The 25240-nt window shown below is 64.0% G+C and carries 22 protein-coding genes and 1 pseudogene; 8 read left to right on the plus strand and 15 right to left on the minus strand.

The annotated features are described in order from the left end of the window. Positions 1-11: 11 nt before the first annotated feature. The 4 genes and pseudogenes from F1735_RS18035 to F1735_RS35525 form a co-directional block, all read right to left on the minus strand. Positions 12-497, minus strand: a complete 486-nt coding sequence (locus F1735_RS18035) for a DUF2867 domain-containing protein (RefSeq protein ID WP_187364284.1) — start codon at positions 495-497, stop codon at positions 12-14. A gap of 128 nt (positions 498-625) precedes the next feature. Continuing rightward, positions 626-877 carry a hypothetical protein gene (locus F1735_RS18040; RefSeq protein ID WP_167238224.1) on the minus strand — a complete coding sequence of 84 codons (252 nt, stop codon included), beginning with the start codon at positions 875-877 and terminating at the stop codon, positions 626-628. Beyond that, positions 852-2154, minus strand: a pseudogene (locus tag F1735_RS18045) (aminopeptidase P N-terminal domain-containing protein). The gene F1735_RS18040 and the pseudogene F1735_RS18045 overlap by 26 nt, the downstream one beginning before the upstream one ends. Further along, a complete protein-coding gene (locus F1735_RS35525; protein WP_187364283.1) occupies positions 2154-3029 on the minus strand; it encodes a DMT family transporter in 876 nt (291 codons plus the stop codon). Before F1735_RS35525 ends, F1735_RS18045 begins: the two are co-directional and overlap by 1 nt. Before the next feature lie 97 nt (positions 3030-3126). Between F1735_RS35525 and F1735_RS18050 the strand changes: the two genes are divergently transcribed. Beyond that, a complete protein-coding gene (locus tag F1735_RS18050; protein WP_167238225.1) occupies positions 3127-3993 on the plus strand; it encodes a LysR family transcriptional regulator in 867 nt (288 codons plus the stop codon). A gap of 79 nt (positions 3994-4072) precedes the next feature. On the opposite strand, the gene F1735_RS18055 is transcribed toward F1735_RS18050, so the two are convergent. Next, positions 4073-4525, minus strand: a complete 453-nt coding sequence (locus tag F1735_RS18055; protein ID WP_167238226.1) for a hypothetical protein — start codon at positions 4523-4525, stop codon at positions 4073-4075. Between the two features lie 151 nt (positions 4526-4676). On the opposite strand from F1735_RS18055, the gene F1735_RS18060 reads away from it, so the two are divergent. Both F1735_RS18060 and F1735_RS18065 read left to right on the plus strand, forming a co-directional pair. Continuing rightward, positions 4677-5789, plus strand: coding sequence for a hypothetical protein (locus F1735_RS18060; protein WP_167238227.1), 1113 nt, complete (start codon positions 4677-4679; stop codon positions 5787-5789). 28 nt (positions 5790-5817) lie between these two features. Then, positions 5818-6489, plus strand: a complete 672-nt coding sequence (locus tag F1735_RS18065) for a hypothetical protein (RefSeq protein ID WP_167238228.1) — start codon at positions 5818-5820, stop codon at positions 6487-6489. A 39-nt stretch (positions 6490-6528) separates the two neighbouring features. Here F1735_RS18065 and F1735_RS18070 read toward each other — a convergent pair whose 3' ends face one another. After that, positions 6529-6981, minus strand: coding sequence for a glutathione S-transferase (locus tag F1735_RS18070; RefSeq protein WP_167238229.1), 453 nt, complete (start codon positions 6979-6981; stop codon positions 6529-6531). 198 nt (positions 6982-7179) lie between these two features. On the opposite strand from F1735_RS18070, the gene F1735_RS35735 reads away from it, so the two are divergent. Beyond that, positions 7180-7866: a PEP-CTERM sorting domain-containing protein gene (locus F1735_RS35735; RefSeq protein WP_229505839.1), complete on the plus strand. Its 687-nt coding sequence runs from the start codon at positions 7180-7182 to the stop codon at positions 7864-7866. A 110-nt stretch (positions 7867-7976) separates the two neighbouring features. Here the strand turns inward: F1735_RS35735 and F1735_RS18080 are convergent, their stop codons facing one another. Both F1735_RS18080 and ssb read right to left on the minus strand, forming a co-directional pair. Then, the gene (locus tag F1735_RS18080) at positions 7977-8507 is read right to left on the minus strand and encodes a DUF6622 family protein (protein ID WP_167238230.1); all 531 of its coding nucleotides are present in this window, start codon (positions 8505-8507) and stop codon (positions 7977-7979) included. Between the two features lie 247 nt (positions 8508-8754). After that, a complete protein-coding gene (gene ssb, locus F1735_RS18085; RefSeq protein ID WP_167238231.1) occupies positions 8755-9261 on the minus strand; it encodes a single-stranded DNA-binding protein in 507 nt (168 codons plus the stop codon). A 380-nt stretch (positions 9262-9641) separates the two neighbouring features. Between ssb and uvrA the strand changes: the two genes are divergently transcribed. After that, entirely contained in the window at positions 9642-12488 is a 2847-nt protein-coding gene (gene uvrA / locus F1735_RS18090) for an excinuclease ABC subunit UvrA (protein WP_167238232.1), read from the plus strand. Between the two features lie 10 nt (positions 12489-12498). Further along, complete coding sequence (locus tag F1735_RS18095; protein WP_167238233.1) at positions 12499-12987, plus strand: shikimate kinase; 489 nt, start codon at positions 12499-12501, stop codon at positions 12985-12987. A gap of 83 nt (positions 12988-13070) precedes the next feature. Here F1735_RS18095 and F1735_RS18100 read toward each other — a convergent pair whose 3' ends face one another. The 4 genes from F1735_RS18100 to F1735_RS18115 form a co-directional block, all read right to left on the minus strand. Further along, a complete protein-coding gene (locus tag F1735_RS18100) occupies positions 13071-14447 on the minus strand; it encodes an efflux transporter outer membrane subunit (protein ID WP_373888542.1) in 1377 nt (458 codons plus the stop codon). Next, the gene (locus F1735_RS18105; RefSeq protein ID WP_167238234.1) at positions 14444-15655 is read right to left on the minus strand and encodes an HlyD family secretion protein; all 1212 of its coding nucleotides are present in this window, start codon (positions 15653-15655) and stop codon (positions 14444-14446) included. The genes F1735_RS18100 and F1735_RS18105 overlap by 4 nt, the downstream gene beginning before the upstream one ends. Before the next feature lie 4 nt (positions 15656-15659). Next, on the minus strand, positions 15660-17366 hold the full coding sequence (locus F1735_RS18110) for an MFS transporter (protein WP_222853020.1): 1707 nt from the start codon (positions 17364-17366) through the stop codon (positions 15660-15662). Positions 17367-17717: 351 nt separating this feature from the next. Then, on the minus strand, positions 17718-19583 hold the full coding sequence (locus F1735_RS18115) for a phosphoenolpyruvate carboxykinase (GTP) (protein ID WP_167238235.1): 1866 nt from the start codon (positions 19581-19583) through the stop codon (positions 17718-17720). 368 nt (positions 19584-19951) lie between these two features. Here F1735_RS18115 and F1735_RS18120 point away from each other — a divergent pair, with 368 nt between their 5' ends. Next, the gene (locus tag F1735_RS18120) at positions 19952-20944 is read left to right on the plus strand and encodes a D-2-hydroxyacid dehydrogenase family protein (RefSeq protein ID WP_167238236.1); all 993 of its coding nucleotides are present in this window, start codon (positions 19952-19954) and stop codon (positions 20942-20944) included. A gap of 221 nt (positions 20945-21165) precedes the next feature. Here F1735_RS18120 and F1735_RS18125 read toward each other — a convergent pair whose 3' ends face one another. Continuing rightward, positions 21166-21930: an L-asparaginase gene (locus tag F1735_RS18125; RefSeq protein WP_167238237.1), complete on the minus strand. Its 765-nt coding sequence runs from the start codon at positions 21928-21930 to the stop codon at positions 21166-21168. A gap of 146 nt (positions 21931-22076) precedes the next feature. Here F1735_RS18125 and F1735_RS18130 point away from each other — a divergent pair, with 146 nt between their 5' ends. Further along, positions 22077-22562: an asparaginase domain-containing protein gene (locus F1735_RS18130; protein ID WP_126074765.1), complete on the plus strand. Its 486-nt coding sequence runs from the start codon at positions 22077-22079 to the stop codon at positions 22560-22562. A gap of 203 nt (positions 22563-22765) precedes the next feature. Here the strand turns inward: F1735_RS18130 and F1735_RS18135 are convergent, their stop codons facing one another. Both F1735_RS18135 and dinB read right to left on the minus strand, forming a co-directional pair. Continuing rightward, the gene (locus tag F1735_RS18135; RefSeq protein WP_167238238.1) at positions 22766-23662 is read right to left on the minus strand and encodes a recombination-associated protein RdgC; all 897 of its coding nucleotides are present in this window, start codon (positions 23660-23662) and stop codon (positions 22766-22768) included. A 285-nt stretch (positions 23663-23947) separates the two neighbouring features. Then, positions 23948-25021 (minus strand): DNA polymerase IV, encoded by a 1074-nt coding sequence (gene dinB / locus F1735_RS18140; protein WP_167238239.1) that lies wholly within the window; start codon positions 25019-25021, stop codon positions 23948-23950. Positions 25022-25240: the final 219 nt, after the last annotated feature.

Consider the following 25240-nt stretch of genomic DNA (forward strand, 5'->3'; position numbering starts at 1 on the left):
CCAATGCATGCTCAAGTCCTCATTTCCCTGACTGCCCTTTCCAGGTTCGCCCGCATGATCACGCGATGAAACGGCGCAATCGTCGCAAGATAGATCCGTCCCAGCCTGTTATGGCAATGCACCACCGTGCCCGCGAGCAGCTCGCGACCATGGGCCGCATCGGCGCGAAACTGGATGGTGACGCAGAAGTCGAGATGCCGGTCATCCGCGCCCAGGATCACCTCCGTCGCGCTCTTTGACAGCAGCGGCAAGAAGCCGATCACCGGCCCACGCGCCGCTCCGGCAAGACCGACGGCGCGCGACGATGTGACGCCGACGGTCGCCATCACCGCATCGCGGACCCACAGGAGCGCACGAATCCACCACGCCTGGCGCTCTAAGGCGATGCGCGCCAGCACCTCGAGGTCGTCGCTCGCCTGCGCAGGCAGTGCAATGGCAAAGGCGTCCAACAGGTTCGCGTTCGCGTAAAGCGGCGCCAGCACGGTGTTGCTGGGCATGGCCACAGCGCGCGCTTTGGTCGGGGTCGTGTTCCGGGGGAGGTGCATGGTGTCAGTCGTGAGAAAGGTCACTTAAACGGTCGATTCTGTGACAGTCTGCGTTGACGATGGCAGGCCGTCAGAGATTGTCACTTGATCCCATATTTAAGACGGGAAAACGGTTCTTCAGGCTCATAATGTAACAGAAATTCGAAATAAATTTGCTCTTTAGCAAACATTGCCATCAGCTTCTCTTGGGCGGCCGGGTCACGCCGCCCATATGACGTCAACAATGCCGCGCCGCGATGAGGGCGTCGTCGATCGCTTCGGCCGCCTGGCAAACTGCGCAGCAAGCAAAACCAGAGTGCGGCATTGTCAACGCAGCAGCGCTTCGAGTTCATGCAGCGCCTTGGGCACGCCGGCGCTCATCACTTCCCGGCCCGCCGGCAGCACCGCCACATCATCCTCGATGCGGATGCCGATGTGCCAGTACGGCTCCGGCACGCCCGGCCCCGGCCGGATGTACAGGCCCGGTTCGACGGTGAGCGTCATGCCGGGCTGCAGGATGCGCCAGGCGTCGGCGCCAGGCTCGCGGTAGCTGCCGACGTCATGCACGTCGATGTCGAGCCAGTGGCTGGTTTTGCACATGAAAAACTGGCGCCAGGCGCCGCTGCCGATGACGTCGTCCAGCGTACCGGCACGGTCGGCCTGCAACAGTCCGGTATCGAGCATGCCCTGGGCCAGGATGCGCAGCGCGGCCTCGTGCGGCGCCATGACATGGGCGCCGGGACGCACGGCGGCGATGGCGGCCAGTTGCGCATCGAGCACGATCTGGTAGATCCGCCTTTGCGCCGGCGAAAACCGCCCGCTGACGGGGAAGGTGCGCGTGATGTCGGCCGCGTAACTGTCCAGCTCGCAACCGGCATCGATCAGCAGCAGCTCGCCATCCCGCAACACGGTGCGGCCCGGATTGTGGTGCAGCACGCAGGCGTTCGCGCCCGCCGCCACGATCGACGGGTAGGCCGGCGCGGCCGCGCCCTGGCGGTGGAATTCGTACAGCAGCTCGGCTTCGACCTGGTACTCGGCCAGTCCGGGGCGGGCCATGCGCATCGCGCGCAGGTGGGCGCCGGCCGAGACGGCGGCGGCGCGCCGCATGAGGCCGAGTTCGCCGTCATCCTTGAGCAGCCGCATCTCGTCGAGCAGCATGTGGACGTCATGGATGCGCGCCGGCGCGTCCCGCCTGGCGCACGCCGCGCAGCCATCCGTGCAGGCGCTCGTCGAAGGCGGCGTTGCGGCCCATACCGGCGAACAGGGCCGGTGCGTTGGCCAGCAGGGCCGGCATCTGCTCGTCGAGCGCGGCGATCGGAAACGCCTGGTCGAAGCCGAAATGCGCGCCGGCTTGCTGCGGGCTATGGCGCACGCCATGCCAGATTGCCTGCGCCGGGTCCTGGTCGCGCCAAAACAGGATGGCGCGCAACTGCGCCCCGGCGACCAATACGATCACCGCTTCCGGTTCGGTCACGCCGGACAGGTAATGGACATAGCTGTCGTGCCGGAACGGATACTCGACATCGTTGTTGCGCATGACTTCGGGCGCGGTGGGAATGACGGCCACGCCGCCGCCATGCTGGTGCATCTGCGCGATCAGCTGCGCGCGCCGGGTGCGGTAGGGATGCATCATGCCCCCTTCACGGCAGGAAACAACTGCCATTCCAGGTTGACGCCGAGCGTGGCGCAGGCGATCAGCCCGAAGCCGGCCAGTTGCAAGGCGCCGAGCGCATGCCCGTAGACCAGGTAGTCGAGCAGCAGCGCGCAGGCCGGATACAAAAAGGTGAGCACGGCGATGGCGGCGGTCCGCATGCGCGGGGTGGCGCCGTACACCATCACGTAGGCGAGCGCGGTCGGGATCAGGCCCAGCCCGGCCAGCCAGCCCCACTGGGCCGCAGCAATGCCGCCGGCCGGCATGCCGGCAAACCCGGCGGTCAGCACGGCGCCGGTAAGGCAGTGGGTCAGGGCCGTGAGCTGGGGCGGCATGCCGCGGATGGCGCGCGTGGTGAGCGTCACCCCGGCGTAGGCGATGGCGGCGCCGAGCGTGAAGGCGATGCCGGCCAGGTAGGCGGAAGCGGGCGTCATCGCGCTTGTCAGGCCGCATGCCAGCACCAGGCCGGCGAATCCCAGCGCGACCCAGCCGACATTGCTGGCGCCGACCCGTTCCTTGAGCAGCAGCGAAGCGAAGATCAGCACCAGGAACGGCTGCACGTGGTACACGATGGTGGTCATGGAAATGCCGATGCGGGCGATGGCTTCGAAGAACATCACCCAGTTCAGGCACATCAGGACGCCGCTGCCGAGCGCCAGTGCCAGGTTGTTGAGCGAGACATTCTTTTTCGTGAGCAAGCCTTTGCAAGCGCAGTACGCCAGCAGGATGATGGCGCCGAAGGCGCAGCGAAAAAACACGGTCGCCACCGGCGCCAGGGCGGCTTGGTGGAAGAAAATACCGAGCGTGCCAAGCATGATCATGGCGGCGGCGAACGAGACGGCGGGATGGGACATGGATGCTCTCCTGTGCGTGGTTTCAGGCTATGATCGGACAGCGCCACACATCAAACAAGCTGATTTATTTGATGAAATTCATTCGATAATCAAAACCATGACTTCCGACCTGAACCTGAACCAGCTGCGCACCTTCGTTGCCGCGTCCGACAACATGAGTTTCATCGGCGCGGCCGAGGCCGTGCATCGTTCGCAGGCGGCGGTGAGCATGCAGATCATGAAGCTCGAAGAAACGCTCGGCCAGGCGCTCTTTGCGCGCCACACGCGGCGCATCGAACTGACGGCGGCCGGCGAGCGCCTGCTGCCGTACGCGCGCCAGATGCTGGCGCTCGAGGCGCAGGCGCTGGCCGCGCTGCGCACCCAGGAAGTGGTCGGGCGCGTGGTGCTGGGCGCGCCGGACGACTACGTGGCGTCCCTGCTGCCGCCGGTGCTGGAGCGCTTCACCAAGCTGTTCGCCAATGTCGAGATCGAGCTGGTGTGCCTGCAAAGCACGCTGCTCAAGCCGCTGCTGCAAAAAGGGCAGATCGACCTGGCGCTGGTGACCCGCGCCGACGACCTGGAAGGGACCTTGATCCGGCGTGAAGAGTTGGTCTGGGTCGGCTCGCAACGGCATGCGGTGTGGAAAAAATCGCCGCTGCCGGTGGCGCTGTTCGACAAGGGCTGCGTGGCGCGCGAGCACACCCTGGCCGCGCTGGAAAAAAGCGCCAGGCCGTATGGGGCAAGGTACAGCAGCCCGAGCCTGCTGGGCATCGTGGCGATGGTCGATGCGGGCCTGGCGGTGGCCGCGCTGGCCGAGTGCAGCATCCCGCCGCACCTGGCGCGCCTGGGCGACGCAGAAGGCTTGCCGCCGCTCGAGCCGCTCGAGGTGGTGCTGATCCGGGGCCGCAGCAGCGATACCCCGGCGGTGGCGTGCCTGGCCGGCGAAATCATGGCGGCCTTGCGGCCCTTGCGCGCGGTGGCATGAGCTTGCCGCCGGCGCAAAAAAACCAGCCCCGCGAGGCTGGTTTTTTATTGACGGCGGCGGGGGCCGCCGCTGGCGCGCATCAGCGCCGCAGCCAGGGGAATTTCCAGAGCAAAACCAGGGTAAATCCGGCCGCAGCCACCAGGCCCATGCCGGCCGCCATCAAAATTGCGCCCCAGACACTTTCGCTGCGATCATGCGTATCGTATTCAGTCTTGAAAATGCCATTGTCCGGCTTGCCGGCGGCAAATGCGACCTGCACCGGCTCGGACGCCATCTTTTCGGCTTGCTCAACCGTCTTGACCCAGTCCGTGTCGATCTTGTAGGTGGCGCCATCGACGACATACGTGTAATTGACCTGATAGCTGGTGCTGAGCTTCTTGGTTTTCTTGGTGATGCCATCCGGCGTGGCCAGCACGAATACCGGCGCCTTGGCGATCGCGCTGTGGGTATCGATCTTCTTGATGTTCATCGAGACGAACGCGGCAAAGAACCCGACAAAGGTGACGAGTAAGGTAAGAAACGGTTTCTTCATGATGACTCACGGATATTGTGTAGTTAAAAACGCAACAAGTATCCCATATAGCTCGTCAATACGCCCGCTAATTATTGCATTTTTGCGATTTCTGTTTCATTATTGCAACGTGATCAGTTTGCCCATTCTTGCGGCTTCATCGGCCTTTTTCATGCATTTCACGATCAATGAAAGCTTGTTGCAGGCGGCACATGGCGCGGCTTATCCGCTGCGCTCGCTCGCATGGCCCGGCCCGCCCATCGTGGATGCCTGCCCGGTGCAAGCGCCCTACGGCCAGGTGCTGGTGCTGACCACGGACGGCGCGCTGCACGGGGTCGATCTCGCGCACGGAACCAGCGTTGAACTGTGCCGGGTGGACGTTCCGGCAGTGCCGGTCCCTACGGCCCGCCTCCAGCCGGGCCTGCGCCTGCACGCGGCTGCGGACGGCGCGCATGCGGCCGTGGTGGTCGACGGCGGCCGGCACGGGATCGTGCTGGAGACGCAGTCCGGCGCCATCACGATGCGGCTGGACTGCGGCGACTACCACCCCGAACAGGTGCCCTTCAGTGCGTGCTTCCTGCGCCATCAAGGGCGCAACGTGATCGTCCACCGCAGCGCCTGGAACCGCCTCGACGTTGCCGATGCGGCGAGCGGAAAATCGCTGACCGAACGCGTCATTGCAGGCTTTGAGGCTGGCAAGGGCTCCCCTGAACATTGCCTCGACTACTTCCATGGACAACTCCGGCCCAGCCCGGACGGCAGCCGCCTGCTCGATGATGGATGGATCTGGGCGCCGGTGGCGAAAATGCGGACCTGGTGCGTGGCCGACTGGCTCGGCGTCAATCCGTGGGAAAGCGACGATGGCGCCTCGATGGTGGAAGACGCCCAGCGCGACGACTGGAACACGCCCGCCTGCTGGATCAGCGAGCGCCACGTCGCGCTGTGGGGCACCGGCGAGTGGGTCTTCGACGAATTCGAGGAAAGGGGGAAAGGCCCGGGCGTGCGCATCGTCGATGCGAGCGTGGAGACGGCGCCGCCTGCCGGCTCGCCCTGGCCGATGGCGCTCGACGAGAACCTGCGCGTGTCCGATCTGTTCAGCGACGGCCGGCGCCTGGTCATCGCGGCCGATACCGGCAGCACCGTATGGGACCTGGCGGCGCGCGTACACATCGCCGCGCTGCCCGGTTTTACGCCGCGCTACCATGACAGGTCGCGCGCCAGCCTGGTGGCGGTCGGCGCGGCGGCGATCGTCGAGTTGCCGCTGGCGTGGGCGGACCGGGCATGAATGGATGTCGAGCGCGGGCGATCGTAGAATGACCGCCGTCCCATCGTTTTGGCATGTGAAAGTACCTCACCCCATGTTCCCCCGAAAAAATCGTCCCGGCGCAGCACTGGCTTTGTTCACCGCCCTGCTCGTTGCGGGTTGCGCCGCCAGGCCGGAAACATTGCGGCGGCCCGCCAACGAGCAGGTGTTGCAGGTCAAGGAGGAGGTGAAATGGAAGCTGGGGTTTTGGGATGTCACACTCGTGCCCGGAACGTATGTTGGAAAATTCGAGGATGAGGCAGGAAGCTACTTCGTCGGTCCCCCCATGTGCGTGTATCTGGCTGGCCGGCCGCGCAAGGAAGACGCCCTGGCCGGCAGCGCGTGGGAGTGCGGCATCCTGCTGCCGAAAAAGCCGGGCAATGAAGCGACCGTGTTCCACATTATCGGAACAAATCGGCCCTTGACGGTCTTCCACCCGGACGACAGGCCCGATTTTTCGACAGTTGCGCCGCTCGCGCCGCGCCCGGACGAGATGTCGGGCGCGAAGACGACCTTGGCCTTCACGCCGCTGAACAGCGGCGCTGGCCTGGTCGCGGGCGCCCTGACCGGCGCCGTCCTGGGTGTACTTACCGAGGCCGAAAAAGGCACGTTCAGGGATTTCAAGTCGCAACCGGCAAAAGGCTGGTTGTTGCAAGCGCCGGCAAGCGCTCCCGTCCCGTAAGCGCATCGCGCCGTCGTCACCCCGCGCCCAGCGTCCTCCTCAGGCGGCGGCCGGGTCGAAGTAGCTGCGCGACAAGCCGCGGCGCCCTGGAAAAAACTTGAAGTAGGGCCGTGCCTGCTCGATGGTGAGCGCGACCGAGGGGTGTGCCATCAAGCGTTCGACATAGGCCGCCAGCTGCCCATGCCGCGGCGGCAGCGGCAGGTACGCCACGGCATAGAACAAGGCTGGCGCGGCAGCGCAGTCGGCCATGCTGAAAGCGTCGCCGGCGACCCAGGTGCGGCCTGCCAGCTGGCGCTCGATGAACGCGTAGGCCGACGCCAGGTCATCGCGCGCCTTTGCCACGGCGCGCGCGGCGCGCCCGTCGGGGTCGCCCAGGTTGAGCAGCCGTTTGTCGGCCTCGATGCCCAGCACGTCGAGCGCGATCAAGACCTTGTGGCAGCAGGATGACAGGGGGTGGGGGTGGGGGTGGTAGTGGAGCGTGAGCGCATGCATGGGAGGGCCCTTGTCCGAAGTGGGAAAGTAGGTACACGATAGCGCGCCGCGTCAAAAAACGGCTGTCGCGACGTGCGCAGCGGCAGTGTCGGAAAACTTTACACTGCCAGGAAGATGTGACACGGCCATCAATTTATCCATATCGCAACTTATTGATTTTTAACAACATATTTATTGCTTGTGTGAATGGCATGAAATTTGCTTGTACAGATGATTACTTATCTCATCGGAACAAGCGTAATGAAATTCAAGATTGGCAAAGCCCTCCTCATCGCATCGACCCTGCTGGCCGCATCGAGCCAGGCCTCGGTGGCCCACCTCACCATGGCGGCGACACCAGGGGACTATATCAGCGCAGGAAAGCTGGTTGACAATGTGTATTCGTCCAACGATCCGCTGCTCGTCTTTGACAAGGCTAGCTTCTTCAACAATAGCGGTACGGCCGCTGCTCCTGAGACCGACTTCCTGCGTTTTTTGTTCATGTTTGACAAACCTGAAACCAAATACGCCATGCTGGATTTTTCGAGTGAGGCACTGGGTGTTCCCTTGCAGGCCGGGGTCACGTATACGAATGCGGAGCGGGCATCGTTCGCTTCGCCGGGCCATCCCGGCCTGGACGTGAGCTACAACCACAGGGGATGCAACAAGGTCAAAGGCAGTTTCACCGTCAAGCAGTTGAGCTTCAAGTCCGGCGCCATCGATATGTTCGACGCGTCGTTCAACCAGTCTTGCGATGGCGGCGCGCTCATGAGCGGCACCTTTTACTACAATGCCGGCCTGACCGCGCTGCCGACCAACACTGTGCCGGAACCAGGCTCGCTGGCCTTGCTCGGCCTGGGTATTGCCGGGATTGGTATCGCACGGCGCCGCAAGCAGGCGCGCTAAGCTGCGCCAGAAGTCGACAAGCCCTGTCACTTGAGATAGTGACAGGGCTTTTTCACCAACAGAACCCCAGCGGGTCATGGCGCAGTTATCCGTCGTGACATGCCCGCCATTCAGGCTGCGGCCGTCAAGTAGTTGCTGCCCTTGGCCGATGCGCGCACCGATTGCCAGATCACCAGCTTGCCTGCCAGGCTGCCCAGGAAATAGCCGTTAAAGACGCCGAACAAGGCGCACACCAAGGTCGAGAACAAGGCATTGTGGCTGGCGCCAGGATGCATCACCAGCGTCACCGCCGTGACGTACTTGGTGAAGAAAATCGCCATCATCATCACCAGCGGCATCGCACTGCCGTGAACGCGCATGCTGCCGGGCGTGGCGCCAGCGCTCGCCCCTGCGCTGCTGAACTTCGCAACGAGCAAGGTCAGCGCAACCGTGGCGCCAGCCCAGGCGCACAGCGGGAGGAAAGTGGCACCGAACTTTGCCACGATGTCCTGCAACGACAATGCCAGCATGATGACGGGAATGATGAACAGCTTGCGGATCGCCATCTCGCGGTCGCGCATGGCGATGACGCCGCGATACACCAGCATGGCCAGAATGGCCCAAACGTAGCATGGGGTGTGGGTCAGGATCTGAATCAGCATGGTAGGCTCCGCAAAGTTGCTTAAGTTGGTGCCACTTTGCCAGCGACAGGAGCGCGGAGGAAAGTTATGCGACGAATCACCGGATACCGGCGCGAAATGCAGTCGGGCGGCGCCAAATGCAGAGGCGCGCAATGCCCATGCCCATGCCCAGGCTGCAGCGCTGGCAGGAACAACCCGCACATGAAAAAAAGCCCCTGTAACGTCCATTCGTTACAGGGGCTTTTTCATCAAAAGAGCGTCACCGGTCTCAAAATGGAATGTCGTCATCCATGTCCGAGAAATTCGGCGCCGGCTTCGGCGCCGGACGGGCCGCCGGCGCAGGCGGGGCCGGGCGCTGTGGCGCCGGACGGCTCTGCTGCGGCTGCGCATCGTAGCCGCCGCCATCGTCCATGCCGCCGCCGGCGTCGCCGCCCATGCCCTGGCGTCCGCCCAGCATCTGCATCTGTTCGGCGACGATTTCGGTCGCGTACTTCTCGACGCCGTCCTTGTCGGTGTATTTACGGGTCTGCAGGCGACCTTCGACGTAGACCGAGGAGCCTTTTTTCAGGTACTGGCCGACGATTTCGGCCAGGCGGCCGAAGAACGAAATGCGGTGCCACTCGGTCAGCTCTTTTTGCTCGCCGGTGTTGCGGTCCTTCGACTTGTACGAGGTCGCGACGGCGATGTTGGCGATGGCGTCACCGCTGGGCATGTAGCGGATTTCCGGATCGCGCCCCAAGTTGCCGACGATGATGACTTTATTGACTGATGCCATGTATTACTCCTGTTGAACTGCTGCGGCGTGCGTCCCGCGGCGCGATGATTTTTTGCCAGACGAGGATTATATGTCAGCCGGGATGCCAAATGTCTATTCTAACCCGCACGCGCACCCTCCCCGTCCAGCCGCCTGACACCACAACTTGTCAAGTCAGACAACAAAACCGGCGCGGAGTTCAAGCCTTGCCGACTCGTCATCCGTTTGCCGGCGGCATGAATACTGGTATTATGTACAGTAGAACACAGTAAAACGCTGCAAAATCCCTGAGCAAACTCAATACGCCCCTGGCGCACCTGTGGACGCGGCAATCGTCCCCGCAGACGTCGCTTTCGAAACACAGCTATAGTATGAGCTGACCCGTTTAAGGCACACAACACATGGAACAGATCCGCATTCGCGGCGCACGTACGCACAACCTGAAGAACATCAATCTCGACCTGCCACGCAACAAGCTCATTGTGATCACCGGCTTGTCCGGCTCGGGCAAGTCGTCGCTGGCGTTCGACACCTTGTACGCCGAGGGGCAGCGCCGCTATGTCGAATCGCTGTCGGCCTACGCGCGCCAGTTCCTGCAGTTGATGGAAAAGCCCGATGTCGATCTGATCGAAGGCCTGTCGCCGGCCATCTCGATCGAGCAGAAGGCCACCTCGCACAATCCACGCTCCACCGTCGGCACGGTCACCGAGATCCACGATTACCTGCGCCTGTTGTACGCGCGCGTCGGCACGCCTTACTGCATCAACCACCCGGACCACGCGCTGGCCGCGCAGACGGTCTCGCAGATGGTCGACGCGGTGCTGGCCATGCCCGAAGATACCAAGCTGATGATCCTGGCGCCCGTGGTGGCCAACCGCAAGGGCGAGCACAGCGACCTGTTCGAGTCGATGCAGGCGCAGGGCTTCGTGCGCTTTCGCATCCAGAGCGGCACCCACGACGCCAAGATCTACGAGATCGACGACCTGCCCAAACTGAAAAAAACCGAGAAGCACACCATCGACGTGGTCATCGACCGGGTCAAGGTGAACGCCGAGATCAAGCAGCGCGTGGCCGAGAGCTTCGAGACCGCGCTGCGCCTGGCCGACGGGCGCGCCGTGGTGCTCGAAATGGAAACAGCCCAGGAACACGTCTACTCCAACAAGTTTGCCTGCAACACCTGCGGCTACTCGCTGCAGGAGCTCGAGCCGCGCCTGTTCTCGTTCAATAATCCGATGGGCGCCTGCCCCGAATGCGACGGCCTCGGTCACATCGAATTTTTCGACCCGCGCCGCATCGTCGCCTTCCCCAACCTGTCGCTCGCCTCGGGCGCGGTGAAGGGCTGGGACCGGCGCAACCAGTTCTACTTCCAGATGCTGTCGAACCTGGCGGCGCACTACGAGTTCGATATCGACATGCCGTTCGAGCAGCTCGACCTGGCGTCGCAGCAGGCGGTGTTGTACGGCTCCGGCAAGACCTCGATTCCGTTCACCTACGTGAACGAGCGCGGTCGCACCGTCATCCGCGAGCATACGTTCGAAGGCGTGATCACCAACCTGCAGCGGCGCTATCGCGAAACCGATTCGATGGCCGTCAAGGAGGAGCTGGCGAAGTTCATCAACGAGAAGCAGTGCCCGTCGTGCGAAGGCGCGCGCCTGCGCGTGGAGGCGCGCCACGTCAAGGTCGGCACCGGCAAGCAGCAGCGCGCCATTTACGAGGTCGCGCGCAAACCGCTGCGCGAATGCCTGGAGTTCTTCGAGAAGCTCACGCTCAAGGGCGCCAAGAAAGAGATCGCCGACCGCGTGGTCAAGGAGATCGTCTCGCGCCTCAAGTTCCTCAACAACGTGGGCCTCGATTACCTCTCGCTCGACCGCAGCGCCGATACCCTCTCGGGCGGCGAAGCGCAGCGCATCCGCCTGGCCTCGCAGATCGGTTCGGGCCTGACCGGCGTGATGTACGTGCTCGACGAACCGTCGATCGGCCTGCACCAGCGCGACAACGACCGCCTGATCGAAACGCTCAAGCACCTGCGCGACATCGGCAACAGCGTGCTCGTGGTCGAGCATGACGAAGACGCGATCCGCACCGCCGACTACATCGTCGACATGGGGCCGGGCGCCGGCGTGCATGGCGGCGAGATCATCGCCGAAGGCACGCTCAAGGACATCCTCAAGAACAAAAAATCGCTGACCGCGCGCTACCTGAATGGCTCGCTCAAGATCGCGGTGCCCAAGAAGCGCCACGTGGCCGACGCCAACAAGCAGGTGGTGATCACCGGCGCCACCGGCAACAACCTGAAAAAGGTCACGCTCAAGCTGCCGGTCGGCCTGATGACCTGCGTGACCGGCGTGTCCGGTTCGGGCAAGTCGTCGCTGGTGAACGACACCTTGTACCCGGCCCTGTCGCGCCACCTGTATGGCTCGCAGACGGAACCGGCGCCGCACGACTCCATCAGCGGCCTGGAACACTTCGACAAGGTCATCTCGGTCGACCAGGCCCCGATCGGGCGCACGCCGCGCTCGAACCCGGCCACCTACACCGGCTTGTTCACGCCGATCCGCGACCTGTTCTCGGGCGTCCCGGCGGCCAAGGAGCGCGGCTACAGCGCCGGGCGCTTCTCGTTCAACGTCAAGGGCGGGCGCTGCGAAGCGTGCCAGGGCGATGGCGTGATCAAGGTCGAGATGCACTTCCTGCCGGACGTGTACGTGCCGTGCGATGTCTGCCACGGCAAGCGCTATAACCGCGAAACGCTGGAAGTGCAGTACAAGGGCAAGAACATCACCGAAGTGCTGGGCATGACGGTGGAAGAGGCGCACGAATTCTTCAAGCCGGTGCCGCTGATCGCGCGCAAGCTGCAAACCCTGCTCGACGTGGGCCTGGGCTACATCCGCCTCGGCCAGAGCGCGACCACCCTGTCGGGCGGCGAAGCGCAGCGCGTCAAGCTGTCGCTGGAGCTGTCCAAGCGCGACACCGGGCGCACCCTGTACATCCTGGACGAGCCGACCACCGGCCTGCACTTCCACGATATCGACCTGCTGCTCAAGGTGATCCACCGCCTGCGCGACCAGGGCAATACGCTGGTCATCATCGAGCACAATCTCGACGTGGTCAAGACCGCCGACTGGATCGTCGACCTCGGTCCCGAAGGCGGCGCGGGCGGCGGCAGGATCGTCGCCGCCGGCACGCCGGAAGACGTGGCGGCCAATCCGGAGAGCGTCACCGGCAAATACCTGGTGCCGCTGCTGGCGTAAAGGAACTGCGATGCGGGTTCTGATCATGGGCAATTCGGGATCGGGCAAGTCGTCGCGCGCGCGCCAGCTGGCCGCGCAGTACCAGTTGATGCACCTCGATCTCGACACCATTTTCTGGGTGCCGGGCGAGGTGGCGGTGGCGCGGCCGTCCTACGCAGTGCTGGCCGACCTGTTCGCCTTCGTGCGCAGCCATCCCGACTGGGTGGTGGAAGGCTGCTACGGAGACCTGATCGAACAGGCGCTGCCGTTCTGCACGCAACTGGTGTTCATCAATCCGGGCCGGGACGCCTGCCTGGCCAACAACGCGCAGAGGCCGTGGGAGCCGCACAAGTACGCGTCCAAGGAAGAACAGGACAACATGCTGCCCTACCTGTTGAAGTGGGTAAGCGAGTACGATGTGCGCGACGACACCTGCTCGTATGCCTTTCACCGCCGCGTGTACGACGCCTTCCCGGGCGCCAAGCGCGAAGACGCGCCGCTGTCAGGCGACGCCGCCTGAACAGGGCGTGATCAAGCCGGCGCCGGCTCGTCGCCGAACACCGCCGGCAGGCCGGGCGCATCCAGGCTGCGCTCGCACCACGGTTACTGCGCTCCGGCGCTCCAGCCGCCGCCCAGCGCGCGGTATAGCGCCACCATATTGTTCACCTGGTTCTGGCGCAGGGTCACCGCATTGAGTTCGACCTGGTACAGATTGCGCTGCGCATCGAGCACTTCCAGATACGAGGCGTAGCCGGCCTGGTAGCGGTCCTTGGCAAAGTCCAGCGTGCGCGTGAGGATGTCGCGGCGCTTTTGCGCGTGCGCCATCTGGGTTTGCAGGCGCGTCACGCCGGCCAGGGCGTTTTCGACTTCGCTGAAAGCCGTCAGCACCACGCCGCGATAGGCAAACGCCGCCTGGTCGCGCTGCGCGGTGGCCGCGTCCACCTGCGCGTTCAAGCGCCCGCTCGACAAGACCGGCGCCAGCACGCTGCCGCCCAGGCTCCACAAGGTCACCGGATCGTAATCGCGCCCATTGGTCAACAGGCTGCCGAACTTGGCGCTGATGGTCACATGCGGCAAAAAATCGGCGCGTCGCACCGCCAGGCTGGCATCGCTCGCGGCCAGCAGCAACTGGCTTTGCGCCACGTCGGGCCGGCGCGCCAGCAAGCTTGACGGAATCGACGCAGGCGCCGGCAGCACCGGCAAGTCCTGGAAGCGGCGTTCGCGCAGCACCGCGCCGGGCAGCTCGCCCACCAGCACGCGCAGGCTGTTTTCCTGGCGCCGGATGGCCAGTTCCAGTTCGGGAATCGCTTGCAGCACCGTTTCGTTTTCGTTCTGCGCCTGGGTCAGTTGCAGCTGCGAGGTGTAGCCCACGCGCGCCTGGTCGGATGCGAGCCGCAGCGCTTCCGCGCGCGAGGCCGCCGTCCCTTTGGTGATCTGCAGCTGGGCGTCCAGCGCCAGCAAACCCACGTAGGCCTGCGCCGTGCCGGCCGCCACCGACAGCGCCACGCCATCGCGTTCGGCCTGGCTGGCCTGGTATTGCAGCGACGCCGCGCGCGACTGGTCGCGCAGGCGTCCGAACAGGTCGAGTTCCCAGCTCGCCTGCAGTTCCGGTTGCAGCGAGCGCGAATTGACCAGCCCCGCACCGGCCGGGGCGCGCGCCGATGCGGCGCCCAGCACCGCGTTCACGGCCGGCAGCGCCGCCGCATCGGCCACGGCGACGAGCGCGCGCGCCTGGTCGACCCGGGCCACGGCGGCCAGCACGTTGGTGTTGTGCGCCAGCGCCGCTTCCACCAGCGCGCTCAGGGTCGGGTCGCCAAAGGCGCGCCACCATTGCGCATCGACCGCGGCTGGCCCGGCCGGGCCGTCGCGCCAGGCCTCGGGCACGGTCACTTTCGACAGCGGCGGCGCGGGACGCAGGGCCGGCACGCAGGCAGTCAGGCCGCAGGCCATGCCTGCAACAAGGAAGACGCGGCGCCTCACGGCTGCTGCTCCGCCGCGCCGACGGTATCGACCTTGACGATCACCGACATGCCGGGCCGCAGGCGCCTGGCCAGCTCCTGGCCCGGATCGATGGCGATGCGCACCGGCAGGCGCTGGACCACCTTGGTGAAGTTGCCGCTGGCGTTATCGGCGCGCAGCACGGAAAATTCCGAGCCTGTGGCCGGCGCGATCTGTTCGATATGGCCCGTCAATGCAGCGCCGTTGAAGGCGTCCACGGTGAACGTGGCGCGCTGCCCGATGCGCATTTTCCAGGTCTGGTTTTCCTTGAAGTTCGCCACGATCCACATGCTGTCGGGCACCAGGAACAGCAGCTGCGAGCCGGCCGTGACGTACTGGCCCAGGCGCACCGACGCTTCGCTCACCTGGCCGTCGCGCGGGGCCTTGACCACTGTATTCGATAAATCGATTTTGGCCAGCGCCAGTTGCGCTTCGGCGTTCTTGACCTGCGCTTCGAGACCGCCGCGCGAGACGGTGGTGGCCTTGACGGTTTCTTCGGCAATCGCGATATCGGCCTTGGCTTTCAACACATTGGCGCCGGCCAGCTGGGTCGTCATGCGCACGCGGTCGCGCTCATTGAGCGACACCGATCCCTTGGCCGCCAGTTCCTCGACCCGTCCCAGTTCGGCCGCGGCGCGATTGCGCTCGGCCTGCACCGCCACCAGGGTGGCGCGGGCGGCGCCGCCACGGGCGCGGTTCTGGGCCTGGGTCTGGGTGAAGTTATCGAGCGCGGCGATGGCGCCGTCGCGCTGGGCCTCGGCCTGTTCCACGCGCGCCTTGTAAATGCGCTCGTCGATGCGCAGCAGCGGCTGGCCGGCCTTGACGAACTGGAAGTCCTTGACCAGGACTTCGGCCACGTAGCCATTGACCTGCGGCGCAAGCACCGTGATCTGGCCGCGCACGTAGCCGTTGTCGGTCTGGACCAGGGTGCTGTTGAAGGGGCCGAGGCGCCATGCCCACATGATCAGCACAATGCCGACCAGCGCGACGACGGCCATCAGCACCACGCTCCACAGCTTGGGCTTGATGTACTTGGGTGGCGCGTCGGGTACCGCGGGAGCCACCGGCACGGCGGCCGGCGGGATCGGGGCGGCGGTGTTGCTGGAGTCGCCCGGCACCGGTGGATTGGCTTCGTCTGGGGTGTCGTCGACAGCGGGTTCGCTGCGCGAAGGAGGAAGTGGATTGCTCATATTTTTATCTGGCAGGTGCCTGGTTGAGTAAGGCTGCGGCTTCGCGCTTTTGGCGGCGCGCGAGGCGCACGGCGACAAACAGCGACCAGCCGAGGAAAAGGATGGCGATCACGCCGCTCAGGGCGAAGACATCGTTGAAGGCGAGGACGTTGGCCTCGCGCCGGCTGATCTGGGCCAGCTGGCCCACGCCCTGGGCGGCGCGCAGGGCGGGATCGGTGTTGACGCCCTGGTAGACCTGCTGCTGCAGGCGCAGGCGCTGGGCGACGACCGGATCGGCCGGGTTGAGCTGGGCGTTGATCTCGGTCGAATGCACATGCTCGCGGTGCAGCTGGTAGGTACTGAGCGCGGCGGCGCCGGTAAAGCCGCCCAGGCTTTGCGTCATCGCCAGCATGACGACAAAGGTCACCACATGGTCGGCGCCGAATTTGAGCGCCTGCATGATGCCGATCATGATCATCGGCCCCATGAACATGCCGGCGCCCAGCGCCACCAGGAACTGGCTGACAAAAAAGTCGTGCGGACGATCGAGGCTGGTGCGGCCGTAATCGAGCCAGGCGGCCACGCCGAACAGCAGGATCGAAAACAGTATTTGCGGAATCACGGTCTTGGGGCTGAAGGTGATGGAACTGGCCACCATGCCGCAGATGGTGCCGGCCAAAATCACCGCGAACAGCGGCTGCATCTGGTCCGGTCCCATGCCCAGGGTGCGCAGCAGGCCGACCGCGCCGTAGGTCTGCTCGGACGTCAAGAAGCGGATCAGGAACGCCCCGATCATGAAGCGGATGGTGGGCCCCATCATCAGCCAGCGCGTCTGGATCAGCGGATTGACGCGGTGGTGCTCGATGAACAGCGCCACCGTCAACAGCAGCACGGCGGCGATCAGGAGGTAGGCCAGCCAGGGCGTATCGAACCACCAGCGCGTGAAGCCCTGCGCCAGCACCGCCACGATCATGGCCACGGCCGGCGCGACCAGCGCAAAGGTGATGAAATCGAGCGGCTCGATCACCTTGATGTGGATCCCCGGCGGCAGCTTGAGCACCACCACCGCGGCCAGCGAACACAGGGCCAGGCCGGCTTCGAACAGATACAGGTTGTGCCACTGGCCCATGTCGAGCAAGGCCGGCGACATCAGCCAGGCTAGCGGCGTGGCGATCTGCGCGATGCCCACCCCGAGCACCAGCATCTTGCCGGTATATTTTTTGGGCGCGGCCTGCAGCATGTAGAGCATGGCGAGGGTGCTGGTGGTGGCGGCGGCCAGGCCGCTGACGGCGCGCACCAGGATGGCCATCTCGAAGCCGCCCACCAGCAGGTGCAGCAGGGTGACGAAGGCGTACAGCGACAGGCCGATCTCGGCGAACAGGCGCAGGCCGAACTGCTGGCGGAACTTGAACACCATCAGGTTCGAGGTCACGTTGACCATGATGTAGGCGGCCGGCAGCCAGGCCGCTTCGGCTGGCGTGAGGCCCAGGGTGCCCTGGATGGCCGGCAGGTTGGCCGACACCAGTGCATTGCCCAGGCCGCCGGTAATGCCGACCAGCAGCGCCACGCAAGCGTAGGCAAAGCGGATATGAGGCGGATGCCAGGGCATCGACGCCGAACCCGGCATGGTGGGTTTTTCGTGCTCTTCCCAGGCGGGAGTCGGTTTCAGGTACTGGGGCGCTGCTGCCATGCTGGCGGACTCCGGGCGATGGGCCGGCGATGTCGAGCGCATCGGCTCTGGGATTGATAATGGGAAAATTATAGGATAAATTGCCTGCAACCGTAGCGCGCCGGCAGTCAAGCGTGCGGACCGGCTTGTTGTCAACCCAACTGGTGTCAGGTCTGACATTCGGACACGAGCTGTGCTGTAAAAATGGCATCGCTTGGCGAATAGCCGAGGTCGTGTCCGAATGTCAGACCTGACACCGGGGTGGCGAATAGCCGAGGTCGTGTCCGAATGTCAGACCTGACACCGGGGTGGGGTGGCGGACACCGGGGTGGCGTGCGGACGAAAAAAAGCGCGTCCGAAGACGCGCTTTTTTCATCCGGTCTGAGCCGGGGTCGATGCCGGGTTCTCAGCCGGTTATGCAGCCAGGCGCTTCTCGAGCGTGGCTTTGGTCTCCACCAATTCTTGCGGCAGATGATAGGCCAGCTTCTCGAACAGCTCGTTGTGCAGCTTGAGCTCTTCGTTGAAGGCGTCCTTGTCGATCGAGGTGATGGTGTCGAACTGCTCCTGCGTGAAGTCGATGCCGTCCCAGTTCAGGTCGGTGAACTCCGGCGTGGTGCCGAACACGTTCTCGGTGCCGCCCGCTTTGCCTTCGATGCGTTCCAGCATCCACTTGAGCACGCGCATATTGTCGCCGAAGCCAGGCCAGACGAACTTGCCTTCGGCATCGGTACGGAACCAGTTCACGCAGTAGATCTTCGGCAGCGCGGCCGGGTTCATGGCTTCGATCTTCTTGCCCATGCCCAGCCAGTGCTGGAAGTAGTCGCTCATGTTGTAGCCGATGAACGGCAGCATCGCGAACGGATCGCGCCGCACGATGCCCATCTGGCCGGCGGCGGCGGCGGTGGTCTCGGAACCCATGGTCGCGGCCATGTACACGCCTTCGACCCAGTTGCGCGCTTCGGTCACCAGCGGCACCGTGGTCGAACGGCGGCCACCGAAGATGAAGGCCGAAATCGGCACGCCCGCCGGATCGTCCCAGGCCGCATCGATGACCGGATTCTGGGTCGCGGCCACCGTGAAGCGCGCATTCGGATGCGCGGCCTTGGCGCCCGAGGCCGGGGTCCAGTCCTTGCCCTGCCAGTCGATCAGGTGCGCCGGCGCTTCCTTGGTCAGGCCTTCCCACCAGACGTCGCCATCGTCGGTCAGCGCGACGTTGGTGAAGATGGTGTTCTCGGTCATCGAGGCCATGCAGTTCGAGTTGGTGCGGGTGTTGGTGCCCGGCGCCACGCCGAAGTAGCCGGCTTCCGGATTGATCGCGTACAGGCGGCCATCGGCGCCCGGCTTGATCCAGGCGATGTCGTCGCCGATGGTGGTCACTTTCCAGCCGCCGAAGCTCGCTGGCGGAATCAGCATGGCGAAGTTGGTCTTGCCGCAGGCCGATGGGAAGGCCGCCGCGACATAGTGCTTTTTGCCTTCGGGCGATTCGACGCCGAGGATCAGCATGTGTTCGGCCAGCCAGCCGGTGCCGCCGGCCTGGGCTTCCTGGTGGCCCATGTTCGAGGCAATGCGCAACGCGAAGCACTTCTTGCCCAGCAGCGCGTTGCCGCCGTAGCCGGAACCGTAGGACCAGATTTCGCGGGTTTCAGGATAGTGAACGATGTATTTGGTCGCATTGCATGGCCATGCCACGTCTTTCTGGCCGGCCGCCAGCGGTGCGCCGACGGTGTGTACGCACGGAACGAACTCGCCGTCCGCGCCCAGCACCTCATAGACCGCCTTGCCCATGCGCGTCATGATGCGCATGTTGACCGCCACGTAAGGCGAGTCGGACAGTTCGACGCCGATGTGGGCGATCGGCGAACCCAGCGGCCCCATCGAGAACGGCACCACGTACAGGGTGCGGCCGGCCATGCAGCCGTCGAACAGGCCGCTCAGGGTGGTGCGCATTTCCGCAGGGGCCATCCAGTTGTTGGTCGGGCCGGCCTGCTCTTTGGTAGCCGAGCAAATGTAGGTGCGGTCTTCCACGCGCGCCACGTCGGTTGGATCCGAACACGCCAGATAGGAATTCGGGCGCTTTTCCGGGTTCAGCTTTGTCATCGTGCCGGCGGCCACCATCTCGGCGCACAGGCGGTCGTACTCCTCTTGCGAGCCGTCGCACCAATAGATGCGCGCCGGCTTGGTCAGGGCAGCAATTTCGCTGACCCAATTGATGAGCTTTTGATGTTTGATGTAAGCTGGGACGTTGAGTGTTGCAACGCCACCCATAAGGGGCTGATTCATAGTACCTCCAATGCCAATAAGAATTCTTTCTTGTCCCGGCACGGCAGGATCGTCGTCAGCGTTTCAGCTTGCGCTCGAGAATCCATTCCCTAAGAAAGGTTCGGCGATACGGCGGTCATGTCGACAACCTCGGATGACGGCGAGGCTGGTGGAACGGTAGTGCGGGGGACTTGACAGGGCGGAAATCAGGGTCCGCAGCCGGGGCCAAATCCCGAAATGAGGGGCGATTGTACACCCGCTATTAGCTGTTTTAAATGCTCAAACGTCAAAAATGTAGGAATAATAGTTGAGCAATGTAGTAGGCTATTTCGATTATTCTGGATCGTGTTATTTACCTACGAAGATTTATTGAACTTCTGCCATCTCCCATGAAAATAGCTATTCTCGATGATTATCAGGACGCGGTGCGTCAACTCGACTGCTTCAAGCTGCTCGACGGCCACGATGTCAAAATATTTAACAGTTCAGCCCGTGGTACGGGGCAATTAGGCATCCGCCTGGCGCCGTTCGAGGCGCTGGTGCTGATCCGGGAGCGCACGGCGTTTCCGGCAGGATTGCTGGAAAAACTGCCGAACCTCAAGCTTATTTCGCAGACCGGCAAGCTGGCCGGGCATGTGGATGTGGCCGCCGCAACGGCGCGCGGCGTGGCCATTGCCGAAGGGGTCGGCTCGCCGGTGGCGCCGGCCGAGCTGACCTGGACGCTGATCATGGCGGCCAGCCGCAAGATCGTGCCCTACGCGAATAATCTGAAGGACGGACTATGGCAGACGGCTTCGGTCAACCCGCTGCTGAACGGCGTCGGGCGTACGCTCAAGGGACGCACCCTGGCGATCTGGAGCTACGGCAAGATCGGGCGCATGATCGCCGGCTACGGCAAGGCGTTCGGCATGCGGGTGCTGGTCTGGGGTGGCGAGGCCAGCCGCGCGGCGGCGGTGGCCGATGGGTTCGAGGCGGCGTCCACCCGCGAGGAGTTGTTCGAACGCGCCGACGTGTTGAGCCTGCATTTGCGGCTGGCCGACGGCACCCGTGGCATCGTCACGGCTGCGGACCTGGCGCGCATGAAGCCCGATGCGCTGTTCGTCAACACCAGCCGCGCCGAGCTGGTGGCAAGCGACGCGCTGGAAGCGGCGCTGCGGCTGGGGCGGCCGGGCAATGCGGCCATCGACGTGTTCACCAGCGAGCCGCTGGCGGCGGACGCGCCGCTGCTGCGCATACCGACCGTGCTGGCGACACCGCACATCGGCTACGTGGAAAAGGACAGTTACGAGTTGTACTTCCAGGCCGCGTTCGACAATGTGCTGAACTTCGCCAACGGCGCGCCATCCAATATTTTGAACCCGGAAGCGTTGCAAGGGGTCTGACCCCGGTGTCACCGGTCTCGCCGCAAGGGGTCAGACCCCGGTTTTTCCGTTGGGGGTCTGACCCCGGTGTCACCGGTCTCGCCGCAGGGGTCAGACCCCGGTTTTTCCGTTGGGGGTCTGACCCCGGTGTCACCGGTCTCGCCGAAGGGAGGGGTCTGCCCCCGGTGTCACCGGTCTCGCCGCAGGGAGGGGTCTGAGCCGGTGTCACCAACTGCCGCCCGCTACGACGTCTCGCGCAGCTTGCGCTCGCCGGTGATATCGATCGGCGGCGCCGGCATCACATGCGCGCGCGTCCACAGGCCGGCCCAGCCGGGCGGCCAGCCGAGTGCCGGTCCGTCGTAGGCCGGCAGGCTGGCGCGCACCGGTATGACCGGCACGGGTGGCGCTTCCTGCAAGCCGCCGGCGCCGGGGCGCTCCGCGTTCAGGCTGTACATATAGCCTGGCAGCAGGAGTTTGCACGCCCCTTCGAACCACGCCGTGTGGTCTTCGTCGCGTCCGAGCGCCTGCGCCAGGCCTTGCGGGTCGAAGCGCGCCAGCGCGGTGACCAGTTCATCGGTGGTGGCGCCAGGCGAATCGCCCCAGCCCATCACCGGGTTGACGTTGTAATCGGCGCCCGAGCCGTACCAGCCCTCGCGCCAGGGGCGTTGCATCCAGTCGCGCTGGGCGGTGAACAAATGCCAGCGCCAGTGCAGGCCCGAGGGCTTGGGCCAGGAGTAGAGATAGAGTTTTTCGTAACCGGCCTGGTGCAATGCGCGCACCATCGCCATCAGGCGCGCGTGCGGCATGCGGTCGGGCGGGGCGCGCCGGAACAGGATCGCTTCGCCATCGGCATGCTGCACGTCGTCGGTCGACAGATTCAGGTCGAGCGTGCGCGCTTCGCTGCCGAAGCGCGCGCAGATCCAGCCGGTCAGCAGGTTGACGTGCGTAATGACGCCATAGCCACGATGGCGATGGAAAATAACGGTTCCTGGGGCAAGGGCTTTCATGGCTTCTTGAAGGACAAAAAATGAGTGGACTCATGCGCAGACAACGATTCTAACGCACCGGCAAGTTGCGCGTTTTGCTTTGCGCGCACAAGGCCAACGCTACACGTTATCATACGGCACCTTCTCTTTACGAATTCCAGATCACTATGAGCTTGCGCATCATCGCCACCGGCGGCACCTTCGATAAACATTATGATGAACTGACCGGTAAGCTCGGCTTTGCGGAAAGCCATCTGCCTGCGGTGCTGGCGCGCACGCGCATGACGGTTCCCGTTGAACTGGAGCAGCTTCCCCTGCTCGACTCGCTCGACATGCAGGACGCCGACCGCGCGCGCGTGCTGGCCAGTTGCCAGGCGGCGCCGGAGAAGGCGATTGTGATCGTACACGGCACCGATACGATGCCGGAAACGGCGGCCGTGCTCGGCGCCGCCGCGCTCGGTAAAAGCATTGTGTTGACTGGTGCAATGATTCCGTACGAAATTGCGAATTCGGATGCGCTGTTCAACCTCGGCTGCGCAAGCGCCGCCGCGCAAATCCTGCCGCCGGGTGTGTATGTGGCGATGAACGGGCAGATTTTCACGTGGGATAACGTGACCAAGAATCGCGCGGCGGGGGTGTTTCAGCCGCTGTAACCTCGGTTGGGACAACGGCGTCCGAGCGTGCTATCTGGGGCCGCTACGACTCAAGCAAATATTTGCGCTACATACAAACCGTCATTCCCGGCCTCGGCGGCCCCCTTGGCGGGAATGACGGTTTTGAATGTCGCGGCAAAAGCGGATAGGTCGGGCGGCATCGGAGCCAGAACAGGCCGCCGAGGCAGCCCGTCAAAACACCGTTACGCCTTCGCTTCCCCACCCAGCGCTTCCACCACTTCGCTCATCATCTTGGCCAGTTCGCCGGTCATGAGCATCATGTCGTTGTCGAAGCGCTCTTCATCGTTACGGGTGCTGGTGTCGCTTTCCTTGATCACGTCGAGCGGCTTGATGCCCTTGATCGCCAGCGACTCGGTCAGCACGAACGAAATCTTGTCGTCCCACGTCATCGCCAGGCGCGTGCATTGCTTGCCTGCCGCGATGTGACGGCGGATATCGTCCACTTCCAGCGCATGTTTCACGTATCGTACGGCGGCCTTGCTCTCGCCGGTGGCGCGCAGCTCGGTATCCTGGTCGATCGTGAACCCCACCGGCGCTTCGTCGCTTTCCAGCCAGGCCGTCATGACGGCGACCGGCGAACGCTGCACGCGCAGGCTTTCGAGCGGCATGCGGTCGACCGCTTTCAGCAGCAGCTTGATGACTTCGTCGGCCTTGGCCGGGCTGGCGGCATCGACCACCAGCCAGCCATTGACCGGATCGATCCAGGTAAAGGTGTTGCTGCGGATGCTGAAGGCGCGCGGCAGCAATTCATCGGCCACGCGCTCCTTGAGTTCCTTCATGGCTTTCTTGCCTGGGGCAAAGCCCTGGGCTTCTTCCAGCTCGGCCGCCTTGGCCTTGGCCACCTGGTTGATCACCGACGATGGCAGCAGCTTCTTTTCGGTGCCCAGCAGGATCAGCATCTGCTTGTTGACGGTGTGAACCAGCATGCCGTTGTTGCGCGGCGAATCCCAGCCTTGGCGCAGCAATTCGTTGCTGGTGGCCGGAACAAAACTCATGGGCGCCAGCGCCGCTTCGAGTTGCTCGGGAGTGAATGCCCACGGTGCGGGAAGACGGTAAATCTGAAGATTCTTGAACCACATTATGCTTTACCTTGTTTGAGTCAGTATTTACAGCGGGGTGAAGCAGGAAGGCGCGCAACAGCGCTTTCACTTCCTGCGTAACGGCCTGTTCATTGAGCGAATGTCGTTGACGTCAGCGCTGTCGAGCCGCCGTCGAACTTCAAACCGTCGTTCCCGCGCAGGCGGGAATCCATAGCACCGCTGCGCACAGGTGCCATGGACCCCCGCCTGCGCGGGGGCGACAATGCTTTTTTGACAGGACTTGCGTCGTCCGCGACAAATCATCTGTGCGAAGGGAACGACATTTTACACGTCCGCATCGGCGAACAGGCTTAACTGTTCGAGGTTTTCGGCCTCGCCCAGGCGCACGCCGACACCCAGCAAGCGTACAGGCTGCATGCCGCGCGCGTAGCCGGTTTCCAGCAGTTTGGCGTATTGCCCCACATGTGGCGCGGTGCCAACACATTCCACGGTGGTCTGGTGAAAATCGGAAAATTTGAGTTTGACGAACAACTTTTGCACGCTTTTCAGGGCCCCGGCGCGGGCGATGCGGGCATTGAGGTTGTCAAACAACTCCGGCAGCAGGGCGATACAGGCCGGCAAGTCGGGCACGTCCGGCGTGTAGGTTTCTTCGACGCTGACCGACTTGCGCTCGCGCTCGTTGCACACGGCGCGCTTGTCGATGCCCCGGCACAAGTCATGCAGGCGGGTGCCGAAGCTGCCGAAGTAATGTTGCAGTTCGAGCATGGTCCAGCTGCGCAGGTCGGCGCAAGTATGCGCGCCCAGATTGTTGAGCTTGGCGGCGGTGACCTTGCCGACCCCATGCAGTTTTTTGACCGGCAAGGCGGCCACGAAAGCGTCGACCTCGTCCGGACGCACCAGGCACAGGCCGTCGGGCTTGTTCCAGTCGCTGGCGATCTTGGCCACGAACTTGTTGGGCGCCACCCCGGCCGAGGCGGTGATGCCGACGGTGGCGAAGATGCGTTTGCGGATTTCCTGCGCGATCAGGGTGGCGCTGCCTTTGCAGTGGGGCGAGTCGGTGACGTCGAGATAGGCTTCGTCGAGCGACAGCGGCTCGATCAGGTCGGTGTAGTCGCCATAGATGGCCAGGATCTGGCGCGAGGCGATGCGGTATTTTTCCATGGCCGGGGGAATCACGACCAGGTCCGGGCACAGCTTGAGGGCCTGGGCGGTGGCCATGGCGGAGTGGATGCCGTAGCGCCGCGCTTCGTAGTTGCAGGTCGCCACCACGCCGCGCTGGTCGGGGCGGCCGCCGACCGCCAGCGCCACCTCGCGCAGGGCGGGATTGTCGCGCATTTCGACGGCCGCGTAGAAGCAGTCGCAATCGCAATGGATGATTTTTCGGGCTGGGGCGTTCACGCGCTCTGCTGTACTCGCTTGAGGGCAACTACTGTAATTGCATACAGTATTCACTGAAACTCGATTTGTTGCAAGCTGGAAGGCCCGGGTCGTTAGGGCGATTGCATGAAGGCTGGGACGTCGCGGTGAGCAAAGATTGTAAATATTGCTTGTAAACTCGCCGAGAAAGGCGTTTACTCTTGATATTTGGACGCGAGAATGACACACGGACCGATGTCG

The sequence above is a fragment of the Massilia genomosp. 1 genome, from assembly GCF_011682185.1.
GTDB lineage: Bacteria > Pseudomonadota > Gammaproteobacteria > Burkholderiales > Burkholderiaceae_D > Telluria_A > Telluria_A rubra.